Genomic DNA, 17,857 nt, shown 5'->3' on the forward strand with positions numbered 1-17,857 from the left:
GTGTCTGTGTCTGTCACCATCCACAACGGACCGATTACCATGTCTCGGAGTAAACAGCTCATGTTGCTGAATCGCCTGGTGCAGGCGATTCCTATCATGATTCTTGCCACCTTCCTGGTGTTTTCCCTGCTGCAACTGGTGCCCGGGGATATTGCCATCACCATTGCCGGGGAGAACGCCAGCGAGGAGCGGATCGAGGAAATCCGGGAGCTGTATGGCCTGAATCAGCCCTTCCTTGTGCAGTATGGCAACTGGCTAATGAACGCGGTGCAGGGGGATTTCGGTGAATCCCTGCTCAGTGGCGAGCCGGTGCTTGATACCATTGCCCGGGTGTTCCCGAACACCCTGTTTATCGTTGTCTACGGGGTGCTTCTGTCGGTCGTCGTCGGGGTGCCCCTGGGCATCCTCGCCTCAAGCCGGCCGAACTCCCGGCTGGATGGCTCCATCATGGGCGTCACCTCCCTCGGCGTGGCCGTTCCCAACTTCTGGCTGGGTATGGTGCTGGTGTCCGTGTTTGCCCTCGGCTGGAACTGGTTCCCGGCCACCGGCTTTACCGCGCCCAGTGAGAGCCTGTCGTCGGCGATCTGGTTCGCCACCCTGCCGGCCATCGCCCTGTGCACCAACGGTGTTGCCGAGGTGACCCGACAGCTCAGGAGTTCCCTGGTGGAGATTCACGGCTCCCAGTATGTCCGCACCCTGCATGCCAAGGGGCTGTCACCCGCCGTCATCCTGTGGAAGCACGGCCTCAAGAACGTCAGCGTCAACCTGCTGACGGTCATCAGCCTGCTGTTCAACAAGGCGCTGGCGGCCACCGTGGTGGTTGAAACCGTGTTCGCCATTCCCGGTATGGGGAACACCATCGTCAAGGCCGTGCTGGAATCGGACTTCCCGGTGGTCCAGGGGGCCGTGCTGGCCATGGTGGTGACCGTGATACTGGTAAACCTGCTGACTGACCTGCTCTACACCGTACTGGATCCGAGGATTAAACAGGTATGACTAGCCATGCACATGCCTCCGCACCTGAAATGGTGGTCGAGGAAGATTCGCTGTTCCGCAAGTTTGGCCAGTGGTGCCGACGCGACAAACGCGGAGCGACCAGCCTTGTGGTACTGCTGCTGATCATCGCGATTGCCATTTTTGCGCCCTGGATCGCCCCCTATTCGCCGACCGAGCAGGACTACAGCAAGATCCTGCTGGAACCCAGTATGGCCCACTGGCTGGGCACTGATGACCTGGGCCGGGACGTGCTGAGCCGGTTGATCCACGGTGCCTCGAAGTCGGTCTACGCCGCCTTCCTGGCGGTAGGTGTGGCCCTGCTGATCGGGGTGCCCGTGGGCCTGCTGGCCGGTTTCCTGGGTGGCTGGGTTGATGCGGGCATCAGCCGTATCATCGATACCCTGCTGTCGTTCCCCGCCATCGTGCTGGCGGTTGCCGTCACCGGAGCCATGGGCATCGGTCTGACCAACGCCATGATCTCTGTCGGTATCGTGTTCTCTCCCCATCTGGCTCGGCTGATACGCGCCCGGACGCTGGTGGTGCGGGAGGAGCTCTATGTGGATGCCGCCCGCTGCTTCGGCGCCCCGGTCTCCCGGATACTGATCCGGCACGTGACCCCGAACGCCATCCAACCGGTGATCGTGCAATGCACCCTGCTGTTGGCGGTGGCCCTGCTCGCCGAGGCCAGCCTCAGTTTCCTGGGGCTGGGCGTGCAGCCCCCGGACCCCAGTTGGGGCCAGATGCTCGCCCGGGCCTATATGAACATGGAGATTGTACCGGAGCAGATGTACGCCCCGGGCCTGGCGATCATGGTCACCGCCCTGACGTTCAACACCCTGGGCGAGTCACTGCGCGTGGCCCTGGACCCCACCATGAAGGGCCTCTGACCCCGGGGAAAACGCATAAGAACAAGGAGCAATGAATGACGCTTTCCAACGCACATTTTCCAGAAGCGGCGGAACAGGTGACCTATCGCCATGGTCCGGTGCCGATGCATGACTACCTGCTGCTCAACGCCGAGGAGGCCCCGGACCAGGCCGCCTACATTTTCTACGGCCGGGAAATCAGCTGGCGGGAACTGGCGGAGTCGACCCGGCGACTGGCGGGTTTCCTCAGGGAGCAGGGTATTGGCAAGGGTGATCATGTCGGGCTCTACCTGCAGAACTGCCCGCAATATGTGATTGCCCACTACGCTATCCAGATGCTGGGTGCCGTGATCACCCCGCTGAACCCGCAGTACAAGGCGGCGGAGGTGGAGTACCAGCTGGATAACGCCGAAGCGAAGGCGGTCATCTGCGGTACCGACCTCTATCCCATGGTGGAGGCCGTGCGGGACCGGCTCGGCAGGCTGGACCTGGTGATGACCACCCGTTATGCCGATTACCTGCCACAGTCGCCGACGCTGCCAGTGCCGGAGGACATGGCTGGCGGCCCCGCCACCCCCAAGGGAACCGTGGACCTGGTGACGGCCATCAACCAGTCCCGGCCGATTGACCAACCGGAGCCGGTGGACTTCGACAACGACATCGCCCTGATGACCTTTACCTCCGGCACCACCGGCCGCCCCAAGGGCGCCATGCTGCCGGTGGGGGCGGCGACCTTCAAGACGGCGGCGCTGTTCCAGGCCAACGAGCTGGAACTGGGGAGTACTTCCCTGGCCATTGCCCCGTTCTGCCACATTGCCGGCATGTGCCTGGGTGTATACGCGGGCGTCTACGGTCGCTGGACCACGGTGATCCTGCCCCGGTTTGACCCGGAAACCACGGTCAAGGCCATCGAAACCTACCAGGTGGACATGTGGTACAGCATCGCGCCCATGAACCGGGCCATTCTAAGTCTGCCCGGCATCGACCAACGGAACCTGAAGTCTTTGCGTTTCAACCCCGCCACCAGCTTCGGCATTCCGGTGACCGAGAGTCTGGCGGAGGAATGGAAGGCCCTGACCGGTTGCCAGATGCACGAAGCCTCCTATGGCCTGAGTGAAACCCACACCATGGACACCTACATGCCCCGGGAGGCCATTCACTGGGGAAGCTGCGGGAAGCCCATGCCGGGCAACGACATCCGCATCATCAATCTGGAAACCGGTGAACAGCAGCCCACCGGCCAGACCGGCGAGATCGTCGTCGGCAACGCCCATGTCTTCAAGGGGTACTGGCAGCGGCCGGAAGCCACCGACCAGACCCTGCGCAACGGCTGGGTATATACCGGCGATGTGGGTTATTTCGATGAGGACGGCTACCTGTTCTTCACCGGCCGCATCAAGGAGATGATCAAGTGCTCCGGCTACAGCGTGTTCCCGGAAGATGTGGAGGCACTGATGCTGAACCACCCCGCTGTTGCCCAGTCTGCCGCCGTCGGGGTGCCGGACGAAAACCGGGGCGAGAGCGTCAAGCTCTTCGTGGTCCTCAAACCGGACTATGACGGCAGGGTAAGTGAACAGGACATTATCGACTGGGCGAAGGACAACATGGCGGCCTATAAGTACCCCCGTTACGTTGAGTTCCGGGATTCGCTGCCCGCCACCGGCGCCGGCAAGGTGCTTCGCCGCTTGCTGAAAGATGAATGAGGAACTCATGAACCACGCATCAACACACACTGGTTACTGGCCTCCCGGACTGCCCCGGAAGGTGGATTATCGTGCCGGCGAGAAGCCCATCCACGAGTACCTGTTTGATAACGAGCGCCGGATTCCGGATCGGCCGGCCTATATTTTCTATGGGCGGGATGTGACCTGGCGGGAACTGGGGCAATCCGTCCGCAGGCTGGCGGCCTTCCTGAAGGAGCAGGGCGTGGGCAAGGGCGACCGGGTAGGGCTCTATCTGCAGAACTGCCCCCAGTATCCCATGGCCCACTACGCGGTTCAGATGCTCGGGGCCATCGTGTCGCCGCTGAACCCGCAGTACAAGGATGCGGAAGTGGAGTACCAGCTCAGCAACGCCGAAACCCGTGCGGTGATTGTGGGTGAGGACCTGCTGGCGACGGTACAGCGGGTGCAGCCCAACGTACCCGGGCTGGAGATTGTGGTCTCGGCGGCCTACGCCGATTACCTGCCGGACGAGCCGACTCTGGACGTACCGGACTTCCTGCGGGAGCGGTATCCCGTTGAGGGCGCAGTGGTGGACCTGTCATCGATCCTGGAACGCTACCAGCCGCTGGCGGAGGCCGAGCCGGTTGACCTGTGGAACGATATCTCCCTGATGACGTTCACCTCCGGCACCACCGGTCGTCCCAAGGGCGCCATGCTCTCCTTCGGAAGCTCGCTCTACAAGACGGCGGCCTCCATGATGGCCAATCAGATTGAGCCCGACGGCAGCTCGCTGGCCATCGCCCCCTTCTGCCATATTGCCGGAATGAACTCGGGCGTCTACATGCCGGTGTACGCGCAACGGACCACGGTTATCCTGCCCCGGTTTGATCCCGAGTCGGTGGTACGGGCGTTTGAGAGGTACCGCTGTGACATGTGGTACAGCATTGCCCCCATGCTGAGGGCGATCCTGGATATGCCGGGCATCGAGCAGCGGGATCTGCGCTGCATCCGCAACAACCCCGCCACCAGCTTCGGCATACCGGTCACGGAACAACTGGCGGAGGAATGGAAAGCCCTGACCGGCTGCCAGATCCACGAGGCCGCCTTCGGCCTCAGTGAGACCCACACCTCGGACACCTTCATGCCCAAGGAAAGGATCAAGTGGGGCAGTTGCGGCATTCCCATGCCGGAGAACGAGATCCGCATCCTGAATATCGAAACCGGTGAGCCCTTGCCTGACGGCGAGAGTGGTCAGATCGCCATTCGCAACCAGGGTGTGTTCAAGGGCTACTGGAAGCGCCCGGACGCCACCGCGGAAACCCTGCGGGACGGCTGGGTGCACACCGGTGACGTGGGCTATTTCGATGAGGACGGCTACCTGTTCTTTACCGGTCGCATCAAGGAGATGATCAAGTGCTCCGGCTACAGCGTGTTCCCGGAGGATGTGGAAGCGCTGATGCTGCGTCATCCGGCCATTAGCCAGTGCGCGGCCATCGGCGTGCCCGATGAAAAACGGGGTGAAACCGTGAAACTTGTGGTGGTGCCCCATCCGGATCATGCCGATGGCATCACGGAACAGGAACTGATCGACTGGGCCAGGGACAACATGGCCGCCTACAAGTACCCACGGATGATTGAGTTCCGGGATTCCCTGCCCGCCACCGGGGCGGGCAAGGTGTTGCGGCGGTTACTGAAGGACTGAGATGGCAGCGGGCCCCGCCGGAACCTGTTAAAGGCCGTGTGCGATGCGGGCGCCCGTCTCTGCCAGCCGACGGGCCCGGGCACCAACGGTTGTAGGGTCCGCACTTCCGGTGCTGACATTGCCCCGGGCCGCCCGGGCGGCCACACCCTGGCCGATGGCGGCCCCCCGGAAGAACGCGAAGGCAAGGAATACCGTCCAGTCAGGAATCCCCGGGCGTCCGGTCTTTTCGCAGTAACGGGCAAGCATTTCCTCTTCCGTTGGCAGCCCCGACCGGGGCCGGTCAGCGGTGCCGCCCAAATCGCCGGGCAGGTGATAATGCAGGCACAGGTAGGCAAGGTCGGCGATGGGATGGCCAATGGTTGACAGTTCCCAGTCGAGAACGGCGACGACTTCCGGCTTCTCGGGGTGAACGATGGTGTTTCCGATCCGGTAGTCCCCGTGCACGATCGCGCTCTCATCGGGAACCTGGCTGTGATCCATCAGCCAGTCCCGCAGCCAGTCCATTTCCGAGTAATCAAAGTCTGCCGGCAGATCGCTTTTGGCCGCTTCGTACTGGGAAGACCAGCGGGAAGTCTGGCGGGCCAGGTAACCCTCGGGGCGGCCGTAGGAGGCCAGACCGGCCTGGTGCCAGTCCACCCGGTGCAACGACGCCAGCGTGTCGATCAGTGAGCGCGACAGGGCGGCCCGCTCATCCAGTGAGGCCGAGCCCATATCGTCGGACGGGATGATCCGGCCTTCAACATGGCGCATCACAAAAAACTCCGCCCCGATGACGTCGGGGTCGTCGCAATAGGCCACCATCCCGGGCACTGGTACATCGGTATCGCCGAGGGTCTGCATGACCCGGTATTCGCGATCGACGGCATGGGCCTTGGGCAGCAGGTCTCCGGGAGGTTTTTTCCGCAGAACGTAGCGGGTTCCCGTGGCATTGGTGAGCAGGTAGGTCGGGTTCGACATCCCGCCCTGGAACTGCTGCACTGTCAGACCGGCCCCCACTTCAGGCGCTTCCCGCCGCAGCCAGTCGGCAAGTGCTCCGGCGTCGATCCGGTGTGCCGGAAGCGGATCAACAATGACGGGTGATGAATCGTTGTGCTGATGGTTCATTGACGCTCCTGAATCGGGGCACTGCATTATGCCCGGTCGTTACTGCACGGCGAGTTCCTCGGCGGATGGCTGTCCGCCCAGGCCTCTGATGATCGGATCGGAAAGGGCAATAATGTCCGCCTGGATGCCTTGTTTTGCGAGCTCCGGGTCATGGTTTTCCAGGCCCCGGATAACGTCAAGATGGGGATGGGGCGCCCCTGCGGTGATGGATGATTCACCGGCAATGGCGTTCATGAGCGGCCCGGACTGCAGCCACAGGTTGCGGACGATCCGCGAGAGCATGGGCATATCAGCCAGCTCGCACAGGAACAGGTGGAGGTTGGCGTTGGCCACCGTCGCCCTGGCCTGGTCGTCGGCTTCGCAGGCCTGACGGTACTGCTCGTGCAACGCCTTGAGCTGCTGGACGTCCGATGCGGACGCCAGCGTTGCCGCGCGGCTGGCGGCCTGCCCTTCCAGGGTCCAGCAGAGATCCCTTATTTCGGTGTAGCGTTCCGGTGACAGGCGGGGGACCTGGACAGAGCGACGGTCCACCTGGGAGAGAATCTGTTCCGATACCAGACGGCCAAGCGCTTCCCGGACAGGCGTCTGACTGATGCCCAGGTCATCCGCGATTTCCTTGAGCTTTATTTTGTCGCCCGGCCTGAACCGACCGCTCATAAGCGCATGGCGGAAATACCGGTATGCCTGCAGAGTCAGGCTTTCTGATCTGACGCCTTCCTCATTATTGATAAACATGGTTCCAGTCAGCTCCTAGCTCCAGGGATTATTCGCCAGTTTCCGGGTACTGCCTTTCTGGCCAATCGCTAACTATACGAGCGCCCCTGATATTTATAAAGCGGTTACCTTGACACAATATATTATATATTTTATAAAAAATGAAGAATAAATGCTGCCGCCGCGCACAGCGACCGTCGTGTCCCTTGTCATCGGAAACCCCGGGACTGACCCTGAATCTTCATATCAATCACAATAAAAGGTAGACCGTTATGGCCACGGATGAACTCGTCGAACATCTCGAGAATGGCATCCTCTGGATTACGCTGAATCGCCCCGAGAAACTCAATGCACTGACCACCACCATGATCAGCAGGTTACGCACATCGCTTGAAAGGGCTTCGGTCAACGAAGAGGTCCGGGTCGTGGTTCTGCTCGGGGCGGGCCGGGGCTTCTGTGCGGGCGGTGATGTCCAGTCGATGGCGGAGGAGGACGTTGAACCGGCATCTCTTGAAGTGAGAGCCCAGCAACTGAGGCTGGGTATGGAAAGCGCCAGGTTGCTGTACGAAATGCCCAAGCCCACCATCGCGATGACCCGGGGGGCGGTTGCCGGCGCCGGCCTGTCCCTGGCCCTGGCCTGCGACCTGATCATTGCCTCCGATACGCTCAAGATGACGTCAGCGTTCATCAATGTCGCCCTCTCCGGAGATTTCGGAAGTACCTATTTCCTGGTCCATCGCCTTGGCCACCGGGCCCGGGAATTCGCGCTGCTCTCTCCTGTCATCAAGGCGGACGAGGCGAAGGAGCTGGGTTTGGTCAACCGTGTGGTGCCGGATGACGAGCTCCAGGCGGAAACCAACAGGCTGGCCACCAGGCTTGCTGAAGGTCCTGGTATCACCCAGGGGCACATCAAGGCCAACCTCAACTTTGTCGAGCAGGGTGCGACGCTCGCGCAGCTGCTGGACCATGAAGCGATTCGCCACATACGTTGCGGCGAGACCGACGACCATCATGAGGCGGCCAGTGCCTTCGTAGAGAAGCGAACGCCGGTGTTTCGTAACCGGTAGGCCGGCTGCGTCCGATGTTCCCTCCCCGTTTTCCCGCTTTTGAAGGAAATGCACGATGAACTTTGAAGAGATTAACTACCGTCAGGATCGTCATGTGGCAACCATCGCCCTGAACCGTCCCGACAAGCTGAACGCCTGGACCACAACCATGGAAGCGGAAGTGCGAACCGCCGTGGAGACCGCCGACGCCAATGAAGAGATCCGGATCATCATCATTACCGGGGAAGGGCGTGGCTTCTGTGCGGGCGCCGACATGAACCTGCTGAGCTCCGCCATGACCCGGGGTAATGACGCGGACCACCCGTCGGATTCCTCTCCTGGCAATGCCGACAGCGACCCGGTCGAAAGGAACTACCAGCAGCGGTTCAGCTATCTGCTTCGGGTCACCAAACCTGTTGTGGCGGCCATTAACGGCCCCTGCGCCGGCATGGGGCTGTGCATGACATTGTTCTGCGATATGCGGTTCATGGCGGACCATACCAAGCTGACCACCGCCTTCTCCCGGCGCGGACTGGTGGCGGAGCATGGCATTGCCTGGATGCTGCCGCGTCTGGTGGGCCCCATGAATGCGTTGGACCTGCTCTACTCGGGGCGTTCCGTTGACGCCACTGAAGCGGAACAGATGGGACTGGTCCGGAAGCTACCGGAAGAGGGCTTCCTGGAGAAAGTGCAGAGCTGGGCGGCACAGTTGGTGACCGAGTCCTCTCCGAGATCTATCCGGGTCATGAAGCGGCAGGTCTTCGACTCACTGTTCCAGGACCTTTCCGACTCCTGGGAGATGGCGGACCGGGAAATGGTGAAGTCGTTCTCCTGCGAGGATTTCAAGGAAGGTGTTGCGCATTTCCTGGAAAAAAGGGAACCGAGGTTCTCAGGGCGCTAGGCATCTGATGTGCCTGTCGCCACAGGAAACCAGGCTCGGGAACAAAAAAGAGAGAACAAGAAGAGAACGGAGGCTTCATGCCCGACAGTTTTTTATCTGAATTCCAGCCGTTCAGGGAGGAGATCCGCGAGTTCGTTGCGGAAAAGCTTCCCGATGATATGAAAGAGCGTACCAGGCAGGGCTTTCATCCGACGAAGGAAGACATGCGGCGGTGGGCAGCCATCCTGCATGAGCGTGGCTGGTCCGCCCCGGGCTGGCCCCGGGAATACGGAGGCGCGGGGTGGTCGCCACTCAAGCGAATGGTATTCGAGATTGAGATGGCCAATGCCGAGGCTCCGGGCCTGAGTCCTTTCGGGCTGCATCTGATTGGGCCGGTCATTTACACCTTTGGCAGTGAAGAACAGAAGGCGCGGTATCTGCCGGCCATTCTGGATGGGTCCCAGTTCTGGTGCCAGGGGTATTCGGAACCGAATTCGGGCTCTGACCTGGCCTCGCTGCGAACCACGGCCATATCGGACGGCGAGCATTACGTGGTCAATGGCCAGAAAATCTGGACCAGTGAAGCCCAGTACGCGGATATGATGTTCTGCCTGGTCAGGACCGATAGCAGCGGCAGCAACCAGGGCGGCATCAGCATGCTGCTGATCGATATGAACAGCCCGGGCGTTACCGTGCGGCCGATCATCACCCAGGACATGTCCCACTATGTGAATGAGGTCTTTCTGGAAGACGTTAAGGTTCCGGTCGAGAACCTGGTTGGCGAGGAGAATCAGGGGTGGCGTTATTCCAAGTTCCTGCTGGCGAACGAACGCACCGCCAGCGCCTATCTTCCCCAGTCCAAACGGGATCTGAGGCGCCTTCGAGAGCTGCTTGGCCAGCTCAGGGAACAGGGTGATGACCTGACGCACGACACGGTGCTGGACCTGGAGGTGGCCCGGACGGAGATCGATCTCGCCGCCCATGAAATGATGATGTATCGCATTATCGAAGGCGCCTACCGCATCGACCCCAATGCGGCCGCGTCCATGATCAAGGCGCGCGGGGCGGAACTCCAGCAACGGATCTCCTCCCTCTGGGTTGAAGCGCTGGGCCCCCATGCCCTGCCGCTGTTTGGCTCCGGGGCGCATGAGTCGGGTGGTTATGGCCTCGATCTGTCTCCGGGGGCCATGTCCCAGTACCTGATCCGTCGGGCCGTCTCCATCTACGGCGGGACCAACGAGATCCAGTACAACATTATTGCCAAGCGGGGGCTGAACCTATGAATGACGCTACGGATACCTCAGGTCTGACGCTTACAGAGGACGAGTCCCAGCTGCAGGCAAGTGTTGAACGCTTTGTCTCCAGGGAATACCCCTTCGAGCACTATCGCCGGACGGTTAGAGAGCGTCAGTCCATGAATCGGGAGTTCTGGCGTCAGGTGGCGGATCTGGGGCTGATCGGTGCGTGCTTTCCCGAGGGCTGGCAGGGCTATGCCCAATCCGGGAAGGAGCCCTTCCTGATTCTCGAGCAGTTTGGCCACGGGCTTGTGGTCGAACCACTGGTCAGCGGTGTGCTGGCGCCCGGTGCTGTGCTGGCGGCCTCCGGCGAGCGCGAAAGATTTGCCGACGTGTTTGCCGGGCTGATGAGTGGCGAGCAGTTGCTGGCGCTGGCCTGGACGGAACCGGATCAGCGCTTTGATCCCTCACCGGTCCATGTCCGTGCCTCGAAAACCGGTGGGGGCTGGAGGCTGAGCGGTCGAAAGTCGACAGTACTGGCCGCTCCGATGGCCGAGACATTGCTTGTGTCGGTCGCGACGGAAGACGGGCCATCCGTCTTTCTGGTTCCAAAGGAAACGGCCGGTATTGAATCGGTTGGGTACCAGACCCTGGATGGTCAGAGGGCTGCGGATATCCGCTTCAACGAGGTGGACGTTGGCTGTGAGTCGCTTGTCGGCAACGCCGGGGACGGGCTGGCCATGGTGCGGGCCGGGCTGGACCAGGCCGCTGCGTTAACCTGTGCAGAAGCCGTTGGTGCGATGAGTGCCGCCCTTGAGCTGACCGTGGACTATACCCAGACCCGAAAACAGTTCGGTCAGGCGATAGCGTCTTTCCAGGCGATACAGCACCGTCTGGCGAATATGGCCATCGAGCTTGAGTATTCCCGGGCCATGCTCCAGTTGCTGTCGTCCGGAATGGACCGCCTGCCCCAGGGCGAGCGCGGCACCTTTATTTCAGGTATTCGGAGCAAAATCCTTGGGTGTGCCCGTTACCTTGTCAGCGAGGCGGTGCAACTGCATGGCGGTATTGGCGTAACAGATGAGGCACCCATCAGTCACTACTTCCGGAAGGTGACCGCCCTTGATCTGGCGTGGGGCGATGCGCGGCAGCATCTTGAGCGGTACCGTTCGGCACGTCCGGTGGACTATGACCTGGTGGCGGCTCTGTACTGAACCCCCGCAACATCAATAGTCTGTAGCACCGAAGGGAGCGGGCGGTAACCCGGCTCCCTTCGGTGGCACCCTCGCTATTTCACTCCGTAGGTTTCCGGGTCGACTCTGGAGAAGATCTCCTTCCAGTAGAGCTCCGCCAGGGCTTCCTCGCTTTCAACGTCCTGAACCAGCCCCCGCCATTTACTCAACCGCTGCCGGAAATCGCTGAGTATCTGTTCCCCGTTTTCATTGCCTTGCTCCTGTGCGTAGACATCGGCCGCGTCCTTGATGTCCTGCTCGATAAAGGCATCGGTCGCCTCCAGGACCTCGTCGTCTGCCTGGTGGAAGGAGGCACCAAGTTCCGCCATGAGGCTCTGGGCCTCTTTCAGGTCGCTTCTGTACCGGGTCAGAATGGCGGCAGCGCCGATCGCCGCGGCTCTTAACAGGGCCTCGCGTTGCCCGGTGGAGAAGCTGCTCCACCTGTCACGGTTGTACTGGAAGACTGAAGAGGGGAACAGGCCACCGGGAACGGCGGGGGTGATATCCGTGACGGTCTCTTCGACGCCGTAATTCTGTATGTCCGAGACGGCCAGGGTGGAGCAGTCAACAACGTTCCGGTCCAGGGCCTCATGCATTTCATTGGCGGACATCTGTACGGGGACGGCATTCAGGGCTTCAGCCCACCGGGCCTGGTTTGCCGCACCGGTCCGGATGCGCGCTCCGTCCAGATCCGCCAGGGATTTCACGGGTGACGTGCAGATCAGGCCGTACCAGGTGCCACCAACAATCGCCGTCGGTACCTGGTTCTGATCAGCGAATTCCTCCAGGCACCGTGGACAGTCCTGGAGGATATATTCTGTCAGCGCGCCCCCGAACGCCCATCCCTCCTTGCCTTCCGATTGACCGGATAAGGGTTCCAGCATCATGGAACTTTCGGCCACGAAATTGGTGTGCGGGTATTCCGTTGAATGGTATGGCGTCAGCACCCAGCCGGCATCGGCCATGCCGTCCCGGATACCATCTGACATCTCCGCGAAGCTGAGCAGGGAGAGGGCATAGATCTTCATGCTGAGCTCGCCATTGGTGTTGTCCTCGACAGCCGCCGCGTACTTCTCAATCGCCTGGACCTGAGGCGCCGTTGGCGGGGCGCCGACGGCATAGCGGATCTGTTCCGCCATGGCCGTCGTGCCCGTACCGATGAAAATGGTGGCGGCCAGTGCCGCGTGAAAGCTGGACCTGTGCATTGTTCGTCCTCCCTTCAGGCCCCATGAGGGTTCTGGTGACGGGCGTCACCGGAACGCGTCTTCTGTGTGGGGCTGATGATTGTTGTTATGGCAAGTCGTTGGTCGATATCCAACCCGGATTGTTCTTGGACAAGTTTGTCAAGAATGCTATAAGGTATAGTATATATTTTATAAAAAATAAAATTAAACGACATGACCCCGACAACGCCAGGTGCTGGGAAGGGCTGGCACCGAGTGGTGCTGTCCACCGTGCCGCCGGCGGGCCCGGGATCCATGAGAAGAGGAGAAGAAGCGATGTTCCTGAGACTGCGTCAACTGTGCCTGGTGGCCGGGAAACTTGAGCCAGTCGTTGAAGACCTGCGGTCGGTCTTTGGTATCGAGGTGTGCCATCGTGATCCAGGCGTTGGGCAGTTTGGTCTGGAAAATGCGCTGCTGCCGATCGGGCATTCATTCATTGAGGTGGTGGCGCCGGTGGAAGAGGGGACCGCCGCGGGGCGGTACCTCCAGCGCCGCAATGGGGATGGTGGCTACATGGTGATTCACGACACGGACGAGATCCGGCAATGGGAAGCCCGCATGAACACGCTTGGTGTCCGTATCGCGGCCACCCTGGAGGTGGATGAGTACCGTGGCCTGCAACTGCACCCCAGGGACACCGGCGGAGCGTTGCTGGAAATCAATCAGACTGGTGAGGGCGGCCCCCTTGAGGGCGCTTACCACCCCGCCGGCCCGGACTGGCAGTCCCACGTTTGCACCGATGTTGTCACTGCAGTGGTGGGCGCCGAACTCCAGAGTGATGAGCCTGAAGCGTTGGCCAATCGGTGGGGAAACATCCTGGAGAGGCCGGTTGTGGCCGGCGAATCCGGTTTCAGTATCGAGCTTGATAATGCCCGCCTGCGATTCGTCCGGGCTCGGGATGGTCGCGGGGAGGGGCTGGGAGGCATCGATCTCCTGGTTCCCGATGCGGAGGTGGTGAGGGAACGTTGCCGCCGGAACGACCTGCCGCTGGTCGACGGGGGTGTCCTGGTGGGCGGTGTGCGGTTCTATCTTGGAACGGGTGACTGAAGGGGCGTGTAATGGATCTGAACTACAGCGAGGAGCAGCAGATGCTCCGTGAAAGCGTCGAGCGTTTCGTGCGCCGGCACTATGCCTTTCCCGACCGGCAGAAGCGGCTGGCCGAAGGCCGTGGTTGCTCCCGGGAGTTGTGGCAGCAGATGGCTGAACTGGGCTGGTTGACGATTTCGTTACCGGAAGAGGATGGCGGTATCGGAGGCTCGGTTGCGGACACCGCGATTGTCATGGAAGGGCTGGGACAGGCCCTGGCGCTTGAACCGTATTTGCCGACCGTGCTGGCGTCAGCCCTGATTGCCAGGGCGGGAACCGATGAACAGAAAGCCCGGTATCTGACACCGCTTGCCGAGGGGCAGCTGCAAATGGCGGTGGCGTTCACCGAGCCCCAGGCGCGATATCAACTGGACGACTGTGCGACCCGTCTTGAGGTTCAGGACGATGGCATGGTTCTGGAGGGGGGTAAATCCCTGGTTCTGGGCGGTCAGCATGCGGACATGACCGTTGTGGTGGCCCGCAGCGGTGGCGATCAGAAATCGCCGGACGGGCTCAGTCTGGTGCTGGTGGACAGGGAGTTACCAGGTATCGAGCGGCGGGATTATCAGACCAATGATGGCCTGGGCGCCGTGGATATGCACTTCAACGGTGTGCGACTGCCGGCCAGTGCCCTGTTGGGCGTCCGGGGCGAGGCGTTGCCCGAAATCGAGTACATGCTGGATCTGGCCATAGCCTGTGTGGCGTCTGAAGCCGTGGGCGCCGTATCCGCACTTTGTCAGGCCACCCTGGAGTATCTGCGCAATCGCAGGCAGTTCGGTAAACCCCTTGGCGCCAATCAGGCCCTGCAACACCGCATGGTGGATATGTTCATTGCCCAGGAGGAGACAAGATCCATCGCGCTTTATGGCGCCATGATGATGGAGGAGCCGGATCCTGTTGCCCGCAAACGGGCGCTTTCGCTGACCAAGGTCGAGATTGCCCGCACCGCCCGCCACGTGGCGCAGGAGGCTGTCCAGCTTCATGGCGCCATGGGGGTGACGGACGAGCTGTCCGTAGGCCATTACTTCAAGCGACTGACCGCCATCAACGCCACTTTTGGCGACAGCGACTGGCACCTGCATCGCATTGCGCAATGCGATCACCAGAAGTGAGGAACGAGCATGGAATTCAGGTTGAATCAGGAACAACAGGCGTTCGCCGACGAGGTACGTGAATTCATCCGGGCGCATCTGCCCGAGGATATCGCCCGCAAGGTGAGGCGTGATCAGCACCTGTCCCGGGACGACTATATGCGCTGGCAGCAGATCCTGGGACAGAAAGGGTGGCACACCTTCAACTGGCCGGAGGAATACGGTGGGCCGGGCTGGAATGTCATCCAGAGTTACCTGTTCGAGGTGATCTCCGCAGAGATGGACTGCCCGATCATCCAGCCCTTCGGGCCCCGTATGGCGGGCCCGGTCATCTATACCTTTGGCACGGAAGAGCAGAAGGACCGGTTCCTGCCGGGTATTCGCGACTCCACGGTGTGGTGGTGTCAGGGTTACTCGGAACCACAGTCCGGATCTGACCTGGCTTCGTTGAGTACCCAGGCCGAGGACCATGGGGATCATTACCTGGTCAACGGGCAGAAGATCTGGACTTCCTACGCCCATTACGCGGACTGGATGTTCTGCCTGGTCCGTACCCGTGGCGATGGCCGGCCCCAGGAAGGCATTTCCTTCCTGCTGATCGACATGAACAGCCCGGGCATCGAAGTGCAGCCCATCCTGATGATGGAAGGCACGCACTCCTTCAACACGGTGTTCCTGGATAACGTCAAAGTGCCCAAGGAAAACCTCATTGGTGAGCAGGACAAAGGGTGGTCGTACGCCAAGTTCCTGCTGGAACATGAGCGGGTGGACAACGCCGCCATTGGCGTAACCAAGGCCGCCATGCGACGACTGAAGGCCATTGCGAGCCAGGAGCGCTCGGATGAGCGGCCATTGCTTGATGATCCCCTGTTCCATGCCCGGGTGATCGGCGTGGAAGCGCAACTCCAGGCCCTGGAGGTGACGGCGTTGCGGGTGCTGTCCCAGGTGGCGTCGGGGCAAGCGCCCGGGCCGGTGGCGTCATTGCTGAAGATTCGGGGGACCGAGATCGCCCAACGGATCAGCGAACTGACGTCCCAGGCCGTCGGGCACTACGCCCTGCCGTTCCAGCCCGGGTACCTCCGGGACGAGGGCGCGGAAGAACCGGTGGGGCCGGCCCATGCCGCGACGGCGGCCAATAACTATCTGTGGCGGCGCAGCATGTCGATCTACGGCGGTTCCAACGAGATTCAGCGTAATATCATCGCGAAACACATGCTCGAACTGTAAACCCGTCAGGCGGTATGGCCTGGCAATGTAGCCATTGCCAATGGTCATCCGAGATCGCCATGGGGAGGCCGTTTTTTTTCCTTTAAAATTGTTAACAATTAACTGTTGACTAAGCGTGATGCTGGTCTAGACTGAGCATTTGATAACCACCATCGCGCTTCAGAACAGGGGACTTGATGAACAACGTGGCACTTGAAGGGCGCAGTAACCTCACAAAAACCGTTCCACAGCAGATTGCCGATCAGATAGCCAGGCGCATCGTCGACGGTGAGTTCAAGGATGGTTGTCCCCTCCGGGAACAGGAGCTGGCCTCCTACTACGGCGTGAGCCGGGGGCCGATAAGGGACGCGATCCAGGAGCTCGAACGGCGGGGTTTGCTAGAGATACTGCCGCGCAGGGGCGCTTATGTCATTGAGCCGACCATCAACACCATTGCGGATGTCTTCAATGTCCAGGCTGCGATGGCCGGGCTGGCGGCACGCTACATGGCCCGCTGCGGGACACCGGAGGCCATAGGCTACCTGGCGGAAGTTATCGGGGAACTGGAGAAACTGGCGGAACAGCAGGACGTGGAGCCGATCGTCTTCGTGACCCCATGCTGGCGACTGCTCAGCATCGTTGCCGCCAACTGTGGCAATGAACACCTGCGCCGGATGATGCGGGACCTGTTCAAACACTCCCTCTGGGGCGTGTTATGGGGAAGCCAGCCGCTGGATTACCTGACCCGGGAGCGTCGTCAGCAGATGGCGTTGAACTCACGGGCACTTCTGGAGGCGATCTCCGCCGGTCAGGATGAACGGGCGGAGTGGTTACTGCGGGAAATCGTGTTTGCATCCCGGGATGAAGGGATGCGAATCATCAGGAAGTTACGTGGCCAGGAAGTAGATCCAAGCCGGATTATGCACGACAGCCACTCCGGCTGAGATTGGCTCAACTCCATGAGTAAACCAGAACAAGAAGGGGCCAGATATGGGCTGCATTCTACAGTCATCACTCACCAGGGGGCTTCTCACTCTCACCCTTAACCGGCCAGCGCAGAGAAACGCGCTCAACATGGCGCTTGCCGAAGCGTTGCTGGAGGCCGTATCCCATGCCCGGAGCGACGAGCGGGTGCGGGCCATCCTGATCCGCGGGGCGGGCGAGCACTTCTGTATCGGCCCGGACATCGAGGCAATGGCCGACGAATACGAGTGGGCCTTTGACTTCTCCCATCGGGTATCTTCCCTGCGCAGACTGATGGAAGTATCCCGGATCATCCACGACATTCCCATTCCGGTGGTTTCGGCCCTGCATGGCAAGGTCAGCGGCCCGGGGCTGGCTCTGGCGCTGGCATCCGATATCCGGATTGCGGCGGAGTCGACCCGCCTTACCACCGGTTTTGCCCGGTTCGGTCTCTCCGGTGGCTACGGCGGTGTCTACTTCCTGACCCGGTTGCTGGGCAGTGCCAAGGCGCGGGAGCTGCTGTTGATGTCACCGTGCCTTGATGCCCGGGAAGGGCTCAATATGGGGCTGGTGAGCTACGTTGTCCCTTCCAGCGACCTGGAATCAAAGGCGTTTGAGCTTGCCATGGGGCTCGCCAACGGTCCGACCACGTCCTTTGGGTGTATCAAGCAGAATGTGAACATGGCCGAGCAGGCTTCAATCAGTGAGACGCTGGATATCGAGGCTGAGAACCATGTCTTGTGCACACTGACCTCGGATCACCGGGAAGCCAGCATGGCCTTCCGGGAGCGACGATCACCGGGATTCATCGGCGTCTGACGTTCCCTGAGGCCCGTTCGTCCGGGGCAT

General features: G+C 61.1%; 16 protein-coding genes. 13 read left to right on the forward strand and 3 right to left on the reverse strand.

Features of this window, described 5'->3' with window-relative positions; translation table 11 throughout:
* Window positions 1–60 precede the first annotated feature (60 nt).
* Genes ACJO2E_RS09345 through ACJO2E_RS09360 form a run of 4 tightly spaced genes read left to right on the forward strand, consistent with a single transcriptional unit; the run spans window position 61 to window position 5,228 of the window.
* Window positions 61–996: an ABC transporter permease gene (locus ACJO2E_RS09345; RefSeq protein ID WP_406963614.1), complete on the forward strand. Its 936-nt coding sequence runs from the start codon at window positions 61–63 to the stop codon at window positions 994–996.
* Entirely contained in the window at window positions 993–1,883 is an 891-nt protein-coding gene (locus tag ACJO2E_RS09350; protein ID WP_406963615.1) for an ABC transporter permease, read from the forward strand. The genes ACJO2E_RS09345 and ACJO2E_RS09350 overlap by 4 nt, the downstream gene beginning before the upstream one ends.
* Window positions 1,884–1,918: 35 nt before the next feature.
* Window positions 1,919–3,565 carry an AMP-binding protein gene (locus tag ACJO2E_RS09355; RefSeq protein ID WP_406963616.1) on the forward strand — a complete coding sequence of 549 codons (1,647 nt, stop codon included), beginning with the start codon at window positions 1,919–1,921 and terminating at the stop codon, window positions 3,563–3,565.
* A 7-nt stretch (window positions 3,566–3,572) separates the two neighbouring features.
* Window positions 3,573–5,228: an AMP-binding protein gene (locus ACJO2E_RS09360; protein WP_406963617.1), complete on the forward strand. Its 1,656-nt coding sequence runs from the start codon at window positions 3,573–3,575 to the stop codon at window positions 5,226–5,228.
* A gap of 27 nt (window positions 5,229–5,255) precedes the next feature.
* Here the strand turns inward: ACJO2E_RS09360 and ACJO2E_RS09365 are convergent, their stop codons facing one another.
* Window positions 5,256–6,332: a phosphotransferase family protein gene (locus ACJO2E_RS09365; RefSeq protein WP_406963618.1), complete on the reverse strand. Its 1,077-nt coding sequence runs from the start codon at window positions 6,330–6,332 to the stop codon at window positions 5,256–5,258.
* Between the two features lie 39 nt (window positions 6,333–6,371).
* The gene (locus ACJO2E_RS09370) at window positions 6,372–7,067 is read right to left on the reverse strand and encodes a GntR family transcriptional regulator (protein ID WP_406963619.1); all 696 of its coding nucleotides are present in this window, start codon (window positions 7,065–7,067) and stop codon (window positions 6,372–6,374) included.
* Window positions 7,068–7,318: 251 nt separating this feature from the next.
* On the opposite strand from ACJO2E_RS09370, the gene ACJO2E_RS09375 reads away from it, so the two are divergent.
* From ACJO2E_RS09375 to ACJO2E_RS09390, 4 genes are all read left to right on the forward strand, one after another.
* Entirely contained in the window at window positions 7,319–8,113 is a 795-nt protein-coding gene (locus ACJO2E_RS09375; protein ID WP_406963620.1) for an enoyl-CoA hydratase, read from the forward strand.
* Between the two features lie 55 nt (window positions 8,114–8,168).
* Window positions 8,169–8,993, forward strand: coding sequence for an enoyl-CoA hydratase (locus ACJO2E_RS09380; RefSeq protein ID WP_406963621.1), 825 nt, complete (start codon window positions 8,169–8,171; stop codon window positions 8,991–8,993).
* 77 nt (window positions 8,994–9,070) lie between these two features.
* The gene (locus tag ACJO2E_RS09385; RefSeq protein WP_406963622.1) at window positions 9,071–10,255 is read left to right on the forward strand and encodes an acyl-CoA dehydrogenase family protein; all 1,185 of its coding nucleotides are present in this window, start codon (window positions 9,071–9,073) and stop codon (window positions 10,253–10,255) included.
* Window positions 10,252–11,421, forward strand: a complete 1,170-nt coding sequence (locus tag ACJO2E_RS09390; protein WP_406963623.1) for an acyl-CoA dehydrogenase family protein — start codon at window positions 10,252–10,254, stop codon at window positions 11,419–11,421. Before ACJO2E_RS09385 ends, ACJO2E_RS09390 begins: the two co-directional genes overlap by 4 nt.
* 74 nt (window positions 11,422–11,495) lie before the next feature.
* Here the strand turns inward: ACJO2E_RS09390 and ACJO2E_RS09395 are convergent, their stop codons facing one another.
* Window positions 11,496–12,644 (reverse strand): C4-dicarboxylate TRAP transporter substrate-binding protein, encoded by a 1,149-nt coding sequence (locus ACJO2E_RS09395; protein ID WP_406963624.1) that lies wholly within the window; start codon window positions 12,642–12,644, stop codon window positions 11,496–11,498.
* Window positions 12,645–12,938: 294 nt separating this feature from the next.
* Between ACJO2E_RS09395 and ACJO2E_RS09400 the strand changes: the two genes are divergently transcribed.
* From ACJO2E_RS09400 to ACJO2E_RS09420, 5 genes are all read left to right on the forward strand, one after another.
* The gene (locus ACJO2E_RS09400) at window positions 12,939–13,709 is read left to right on the forward strand and encodes a VOC family protein (protein ID WP_406963625.1); all 771 of its coding nucleotides are present in this window, start codon (window positions 12,939–12,941) and stop codon (window positions 13,707–13,709) included.
* An 11-nt stretch (window positions 13,710–13,720) separates the two neighbouring features.
* Entirely contained in the window at window positions 13,721–14,860 is a 1,140-nt protein-coding gene (locus ACJO2E_RS09405; RefSeq protein ID WP_406963626.1) for an acyl-CoA dehydrogenase family protein, read from the forward strand.
* 9 nt (window positions 14,861–14,869) lie between these two features.
* Window positions 14,870–16,066: an acyl-CoA dehydrogenase family protein gene (locus tag ACJO2E_RS09410; protein ID WP_406963627.1), complete on the forward strand. Its 1,197-nt coding sequence runs from the start codon at window positions 14,870–14,872 to the stop codon at window positions 16,064–16,066.
* 176 nt (window positions 16,067–16,242) lie between these two features.
* The gene (locus tag ACJO2E_RS09415) at window positions 16,243–16,989 is read left to right on the forward strand and encodes a GntR family transcriptional regulator (protein WP_406963628.1); all 747 of its coding nucleotides are present in this window, start codon (window positions 16,243–16,245) and stop codon (window positions 16,987–16,989) included.
* Window positions 16,990–17,035: 46 nt separating this feature from the next.
* Window positions 17,036–17,827 carry an enoyl-CoA hydratase-related protein gene (locus ACJO2E_RS09420; RefSeq protein WP_406963629.1) on the forward strand — a complete coding sequence of 264 codons (792 nt, stop codon included), beginning with the start codon at window positions 17,036–17,038 and terminating at the stop codon, window positions 17,825–17,827.
* Window positions 17,828–17,857: the final 30 nt, after the last annotated feature.

It is taken from the genome of Marinobacter shunpengi (genome assembly GCF_045449695.1).
Classification (GTDB): Bacteria; Pseudomonadota; Gammaproteobacteria; order Pseudomonadales; family Oleiphilaceae; genus Marinobacter.

Coding starts and splice junctions, on each gene's coding strand:
- ACJO2E_RS09375 (WP_406963620.1), top strand. CDS start 7,319: ATGGCCACGGATGAACTCGTCGAACATCTCGAGAATGGCATCCTCTGG.
- ACJO2E_RS09405 (WP_406963626.1), top strand. CDS start 13,721: ATGGATCTGAACTACAGCGAGGAGCAGCAGATGCTCCGTGAAAGCGTC.
- ACJO2E_RS09370 (WP_406963619.1), bottom strand. CDS start 7,067: ATGTTTATCAATAATGAGGAAGGCGTCAGATCAGAAAGCCTGACTCTG.
- ACJO2E_RS09385 (WP_406963622.1), top strand. CDS start 9,071: ATGCCCGACAGTTTTTTATCTGAATTCCAGCCGTTCAGGGAGGAGATC.
- ACJO2E_RS09350 (WP_406963615.1), top strand. CDS start 993: ATGACTAGCCATGCACATGCCTCCGCACCTGAAATGGTGGTCGAGGAA.
- ACJO2E_RS09390 (WP_406963623.1), top strand. CDS start 10,252: ATGAATGACGCTACGGATACCTCAGGTCTGACGCTTACAGAGGACGAG.
- ACJO2E_RS09355 (WP_406963616.1), top strand. CDS start 1,919: ATGACGCTTTCCAACGCACATTTTCCAGAAGCGGCGGAACAGGTGACC.
- ACJO2E_RS09410 (WP_406963627.1), top strand. CDS start 14,870: ATGGAATTCAGGTTGAATCAGGAACAACAGGCGTTCGCCGACGAGGTA.
- ACJO2E_RS09380 (WP_406963621.1), top strand. CDS start 8,169: ATGAACTTTGAAGAGATTAACTACCGTCAGGATCGTCATGTGGCAACC.
- ACJO2E_RS09345 (WP_406963614.1), top strand. CDS start 61: ATGTTGCTGAATCGCCTGGTGCAGGCGATTCCTATCATGATTCTTGCC.
- ACJO2E_RS09420 (WP_406963629.1), top strand. CDS start 17,036: ATGGGCTGCATTCTACAGTCATCACTCACCAGGGGGCTTCTCACTCTC.
- ACJO2E_RS09400 (WP_406963625.1), top strand. CDS start 12,939: ATGTTCCTGAGACTGCGTCAACTGTGCCTGGTGGCCGGGAAACTTGAG.
- ACJO2E_RS09395 (WP_406963624.1), bottom strand. CDS start 12,644: ATGCACAGGTCCAGCTTTCACGCGGCACTGGCCGCCACCATTTTCATC.
- ACJO2E_RS09360 (WP_406963617.1), top strand. CDS start 3,573: ATGAACCACGCATCAACACACACTGGTTACTGGCCTCCCGGACTGCCC.
- ACJO2E_RS09415 (WP_406963628.1), top strand. CDS start 16,243: ATGAACAACGTGGCACTTGAAGGGCGCAGTAACCTCACAAAAACCGTT.
- ACJO2E_RS09365 (WP_406963618.1), bottom strand. CDS start 6,332: ATGAACCATCAGCACAACGATTCATCACCCGTCATTGTTGATCCGCTT.